The organism is Marinobacter sp. bablab_jr003, from assembly GCF_016464245.1.
Classification (GTDB): domain Bacteria; phylum Pseudomonadota; class Gammaproteobacteria; order Pseudomonadales; family Oleiphilaceae; genus Marinobacter; species Marinobacter vinifirmus.
In genome coordinates this window covers 1-5995 of the sequence record NZ_JADARC010000087.1, presented here as the reverse complement: position 1 = coordinate 5995, position 5995 = coordinate 1, and the positions used below count along the sequence as shown (strand labels likewise).

Below are 5995 nucleotides of genomic sequence, written 5' to 3'. Positions count from 1 at the left end.
CGTTTGGCTATGAAAACCATGGTGGCACCCTGGATACATCGGGGCTGCTGCAGGCCAACAAATGTGATGCCCATTCGATAGTGCAGGCGATCCTGTCAAAAAGTGGCTCCTCAGGCGCTGATAAGGCGACATTGTAGCGATGGAGCGCGAGGATCGACTTACAACAGTCTTTACGGGGAAAAGTAAAGCGTTGGTGATCACCGTACTGATTCTCACACTAAAACAATCCGGGCGGCAACCGATGCAGCTAGCCGCCCCACATACAGGTCAATCATGCTATGAATGAATCGTTCAATCACGCTGGGGCCTGGGGCATCACACTGATCGTTATCGTTCTGGTGTCCTGATTCTTTTACCGTTACAGGCAGGGGGGACACGAGGCGCCAAAATGGTTAATGGAGCGGAAAGGATCAAGATCCACGGCGACTGGATTCCGGTCAAGGCCCGGCTGGAGGTGTTGAGTGGGCTTTCCGGACATGGAGATTTCACAGAGATCGAACAGTGGCTGGCTCAAAGTGACTTAGCCCCCGAAACGCCGATCAACTTGATCCACGGTGATCCGGAGGCGCTGGAGGCCATGAAGGATCACTTGCGTCAGAACACCCGGTTTGAGGTGGATGTGGCAGGCTACCAATCCATTTTGCGTCTTTGACGATGCCCTGACGGCCATCTTCGAGGGCGACCTGAATGAGCCGCTTAAGATCCGGCAACGACCTTGGACGCGGCGGCTGCCGAGTGCTAGAGTGGGCGATCTCATTGGCTGGAGTGAGAGGCAGTGGCCCTGATCCCGGCTCCAACCTGAACAGTAATGTCATAAGGAGTGTTTGGTGAAATCCCAATCCTGGCTCTGGTCTCTGATAGCGGTGTTGGTGCTCGCCGGCGGTTCTTATGGGGTTTTTGTTCTGTTTGGGGAAGAGCCCTTGCCGCAGGGAATCGTCTATGGCAATGGCCATATCGAGGGGCGGGAAGTGCGGATCGCGGCCGAAGTGGCCGGTCGGGTCATCGAGCACCATCTCGCGGAAGGCAGCAAGGTTTCGGCTGGCGACACGGTAGCCGTGATCGACCCCGCCGATGCCAGAGACCGCCTGCGCTCGGCACAGGCCGAGCTGGCCTCGGCGCGGGAAGTCCGTGACGGCTTCGACAGCCAAATCACCACCTGGCGTCATCATCTCAAGAATGCCGAGAAACAACGGCAGCGGATCCGGGACTTGCGGTCCCGCAATCTGGCCAGCTCGAGTGATCTGGATCAGGCGGAAAATGCCGTCAGTGAGGCCCGGGGCCGACTTGAGTCTCTCCAGCGGCAGAAGGATGCCGCCGAAGAACAGGTGGCTGCAAGGGCGGCGCAGGTGGCACTGGCTGAATCGCAACTGGACAAAGCGGAGGTTGCCGCGCCGCTCTCCGGAACCATCCTGATCCGGGCGGTGGAGACGGGAGAGGTTGTCGATACCGGCCAGCCGCTGGCCACGATGGTGAATCTGCAGCAGCTCGAACTCAAGGTCTATGTCCCCGGTGATATCCTCAACCGGATCAGCTTGGGGGATCCCGCCAGAATCCGCGTGGACGGTTTGCCCGGGGACTTTTCCGCCAAAGTCGGCAGGATTGACGATTTCGCCCAGTTCACCCCCCGCGATGTCCACATGCCCGACGAGAGAGTTCGGATGGTCTATGGCGTTACCCTGGTGCTGGATAATCCGGCCGATGCTCTGAAACCGGGTATGCCGGCAGATGCCTGGATTCGCTGGGATCCGGACGCCGAGTGGCCAGCGACCCTCTCGGTTCCGGCGCGCTGAGCCGTCATGTCTTCCCCGGAACCCATCGTCGCCAAAGGCCTTGGCCGCCAATTCGGAGACAATGTTGTCATCGAGCCACTGGATGTTTCCGTTGATCGCGGCCAACGAGTGGGCATTGTCGGTGCTGATGGCGCTGGCAAGACGACGCTGTTACAGATGTTGGCTGGCATCCTGGACCCCACTGTGGGGGAATGCCGGGTCCTGGGCTTCGATACCCGTCGTGAGGCCAAGCAGGCTGCTGCCCGGATTGGCTATATGTCCCAGGGATTTACGCTTTACGATCGACTCAGCGTCAAGGAAAACCTGAGCTTTGCCGCTCGCATCCGGGATGTGCCCGACGAACTCTATCGGGAGCGTTCAGAAAGGTTGCTATCCATGTCGGGGCTTGGCCGCTTTACTGACAGGCCCGCCGCCAAACTGTCCGGTGGCATGCGGAAAAAGTTGTCGCTATGTACCAATCTGGTCCATGAACCGGAGCTGCTGATCCTTGACGAACCGGGGCTCGGCGTCGACCCCCTGTCCCGGCGCCATCTCTGGACCATGCTCGACCGCTTCCGGTCGCAGGGCCTGACCATGGTTGTGGCTACCTCCTACATGGACGAGGCGGAGCGCTGCGACAGGATACTGCTGCTGGAACAGGGCCGCGTTCTTGCGGATGGGTCGCTGGAAGAGCTGCTGAGGCCCGCCGCCGGAAGGGTGTTCACTGTAAATGCTGGAGATACCGGACGAGGCTTGCGGGAGTTGTCCGGCATCCTGGCTCAAATTGACAGCGTCCATTCAGTGCAGTGGTTGCCGGATCACCTGCGACTGGTGATGAACGCGGACATCGCTGAAAACCAGCTCGCCGAGTTATTGCCCGAGGGAACCCACCTGGCGGCGGCCGAGCCCCGGCTCGAGGATCTGTTTGTGCTGCGGACGGACAGGAGGGCCGGCGAGCAGCAGTTTCCGGAATTGGCCCGGCAAGACAGGGGAAAAGAGGAAGGGCTGGTGGCCACCGGCCTGAGCGTCCGCTTCGGACATTTCAAGGCCGTTGACCGGGTGAGTTTCGAGGCGCCATCTGGCGAACTGCTTGCGTTGCTGGGGCCCAACGGGGCGGGCAAGACAACCCTGATCAGGGCCTTGTGCGGGCTGGTGGCCATCGATGAGGGCAACGCCCGGGTGGCCGGGGTGAGCTCCGGCGGGGGTAGCACCGCATTGCGCCGGCAAATTGGTTATATGTCACAACGGTTTTCACTCTATCTGGAACTGACCCCCTGGGAGAATCTCCGCTTCTTTGCCAATGCCTACGGCCTGGCCGGAGGCGCGGCGCGGGCTGCGATCGACTGGGCCAGGGAAGTAACGGGGCTGACAGATATTCCCGACAAGCTCACCGGTGATCTTTCAAGTGCCTTGCGCCAGCGTCTGGCGCTGGCCTGCAGCCTGCTTCACCGGCCCCGGGTCTTGTTCCTTGATGAGCCCACCTCGGGTGTCGATCCCGTCGCCCGGTACCGTTTCTGGCGGGTTATCCGTGAGCTGGCCGCCAGCGGTATGACCGTGCTGGTCACTACCCACTACCTGGAGGAAGCGGCCTATTGTGATCGTTTGGCGTTAATGCTGGACGGGCGGCTGCTTGCACACGGTAGCCGATCATCGCTGAATCATTCGCTCGGCCTCGAAGCCGACGCCACGGTGGAGATGCTCTTCACGGCGGCCATAGAACAGGCGGGAACGGCCAATTCCCGGGCGTTGGGACCATGAAGGCTCATCGGCTTGGCGCCCTCATCGTCAAGGAAAGTCGCGAGCTGATTCGCGACCCGGTTACCATTGCGTTGGCCGTGATCATGCCGCTGATCATGCTTTTTCTGTTCGGCTATGCGGTCAATCTGGATGTGGAACAGGTTGCCGTGGGCATTTACGATCTGGACAACACGCCGGCAAGCCGCGACCTGTCAGCCCGTTTCGACAGCTCGCGGTATTTTCAATTAGAGCAGAAAACGACCGATCTCCGCGATCTGGAGTCGGCACTGCAAAGCTCGACCATCAGCATGGGCGTGGTGATTCCAGCCGGCTTGGCCCGGCAACTGCTCAGAGGCGACGAGGCGCCTGTCCAGGTGATCGTGGACGGCGGCTATCCTGTTCTGGGTCGATTGGCATCGGCCTATGCCGAGGCGGTAATCGCAAATTTCCCCGCCCCGCGTCAGAGCGCCGTCCGGGTCCAGGCCAGGGTCTGGTTCAATCCCTCCCTGCGCAGCGTCAATTTCGTCATCCCCGGGTTATTTGCCGTGATCCTGATGGCGTTCCCACCCCTGCTGACCGCCCTAGCGATCGTGCGTGAGAAAGAGACCGGTACGATTGAGCAGATCTATGCATCGCCGGTCACCTCAACCGAGTTTGTTGTCGGCAAGCTGGTGCCCTACGGTCTGGTGGCTTTCCTGGAGATTCTTATGGTCATGGTGGTGGGGTTTGCCTGGTTTCAGGTCCCCATTGCCGGCAGCCCGATACTGCTGCTGACGTCCGCTTTCGTTTATGTGCTGACCACGGTGGGTATCGGCCTGTTGGTCTCATCCCTGGTCCGTACCCAGTTGGCGGCCATGTTGATAACGCTGATTGTCACCTTGATGCCGTCGTTTTTGTTTTCCGGTTTTCTGTTCCCTCTGTTCACCATGCCTCTTGCCCTGCAACTGTATAGCTGGCTTTTCCCTGCCGGTTATTTTATGGAAATCTCCCGGGGCATCGTACTGAAATCAGCCGGCCTTGAAGCCGTTCTGCCAAATCTGATGATGTTGATCGTCTATACGGTCCTGGTATTTGTCTTCGCGGCCTGGCGAATGAAGCAGAAGGTGGCCTGATGGGAATTGCCTTATTTGGTTTGTTGCGCAAGGAGCTCGTGCAGTTCTTTCGTGACCGGTTGATACTGACCCTGATACTTTGGCTTTACACCATTGAAGTCGTCATTTGTGCCGTTGCGCTCAGTTTTGATGTAAGCCACCTGCCCCTGGCGGTGGTGGACGAGGATCGCAGCGCCTTGAGTCGCTCGTTGATCCAGAAATTTGCGGTGAGCGAAACCTTCGACCTGAAATTTCAGGAAACCCGTGTGGCAACCGCCACTGACCTCCTGGAGAAAGGCGATGCCACCATGGTGTTGGTCGTTCCCGCCGGGTTCGAAGGTGCTCTTCTCGCTGGCAAGAGTGCTCAGCTCCAGTTGCTCCAGGACGGCACCAATTCCAACATTGCCGCCAATGCCGTCAATGATGCTCTGCAGATCGTCCAGCGCCAGGAGCGCGAAGCGCTCCCTGCTGCCGGGAAGAAGGGGGTCGCGGTACCCCTGATCCGTATCTGGTATAACCCCGATCTGACAACATCGGGTTTTATCGTGTTATCGATGATTGCTCTGGCCGGTATGATGGTGGGCGTTATTCACCCGGCCGCCTCTATTGTCCGGGAAAAGGAGCGAGGCACTATCGAGCAGCTGCTGGTGACGCCCATTTCCACCCTGGAACTGTTCCTGGCCAAGGTCACACCCACGCTGATCATGGGCGTACTGTCCATCTTTCCGAGTTTGGTGATTGTCAGAGTCTTTGATGTGCCCCTTCAGGGCAGTCTGCTTTTATTTCTGGTGCTGACCGCCATCTTTTTGCTCAGTGCGATTGCGCTGGGCGTACTGATTGCCGCCTACAGCCGGACCCTTCAGCAGGCGTTGCTGCTCTCCTTTTTCGGACTTTTCCCGCTGATGTTCCTGTCGGGCAGTTTGACACCGGTAGAAACCATGCCGCCTTTCCTGCAAAGCCTCTCCCTGCTGAGTCCACTGCGTTATTACATGGATATCATCGTCGGTATTTTCCTCAAAGGCGCCGGCCTGGCGGTTCTCTGGGATGAGGCTCTCGCCTTGCTGGTAATCGGTGTCACGCTGTTTATTTTCTCCCTTTGGGTCTTTCGACGCCGGGTACAATGAGATCGGTTGGGTGAGTGCCTGACGTTTGTCGCTACCGAAACGCCGATCAACTTGATTCATGGAGACCCTGATGCGCTGGAGGCCATGAAGGATCACTTGCGTCAGAACACCCGGTTTGAGGTGGAGGTGGCAAGCTACCAATCCATTTTGCGTCTTTGATGTGAGACCGGGCAAATACCCGGGGTAATCCGGATATTTACGGCGAGGATTTCTAGTAGGCCACCATTAACGTCAGTAGAGTTATCAGGGAGAGATCATGAACGGCTATTCCATT

The 5995-nt window shown here is 58.6% G+C and carries 6 protein-coding genes; all 6 read left to right on the top strand.

Annotated elements, in window-relative coordinates:
- Positions 1-388 precede the first annotated feature (388 nt).
- The 6 genes from H3Z84_RS07980 (at position 389) to H3Z84_RS17350 (ending at position 5880) form a co-directional block, all read left to right on the top strand.
- Positions 389-652, top strand: coding sequence for an MBL fold metallo-hydrolase RNA specificity domain-containing protein (locus H3Z84_RS07980; protein ID WP_228285747.1), 264 nt, complete (start codon positions 389-391; stop codon positions 650-652).
- Between the two features lie 175 nt (positions 653-827).
- Positions 828-1790, top strand: coding sequence for an HlyD family secretion protein (locus H3Z84_RS07975; protein ID WP_008172531.1), 963 nt, complete (start codon positions 828-830; stop codon positions 1788-1790).
- Positions 1791-1796: 6 nt separating this feature from the next.
- On the top strand, positions 1797-3527 hold the full coding sequence (locus H3Z84_RS07970; protein ID WP_092034389.1) for an ATP-binding cassette domain-containing protein: 1731 nt from the start codon (positions 1797-1799) through the stop codon (positions 3525-3527).
- A complete protein-coding gene (locus H3Z84_RS07965; protein WP_008172528.1) occupies positions 3524-4618 on the top strand; it encodes an ABC transporter permease in 1095 nt (364 codons plus the stop codon). The genes H3Z84_RS07970 and H3Z84_RS07965 overlap by 4 nt, the downstream gene beginning before the upstream one ends.
- Entirely contained in the window at positions 4618-5721 is a 1104-nt protein-coding gene (locus H3Z84_RS07960; protein ID WP_199451728.1) for an ABC transporter permease, read from the top strand. The genes H3Z84_RS07965 and H3Z84_RS07960 overlap by 1 nt, the downstream gene beginning before the upstream one ends.
- 6 nt (positions 5722-5727) lie before the next feature.
- On the top strand, positions 5728-5880 hold the full coding sequence (locus tag H3Z84_RS17350) for an MBL fold metallo-hydrolase RNA specificity domain-containing protein (protein ID WP_416225983.1): 153 nt from the start codon (positions 5728-5730) through the stop codon (positions 5878-5880).
- Positions 5881-5995 lie beyond the last annotated feature (115 nt).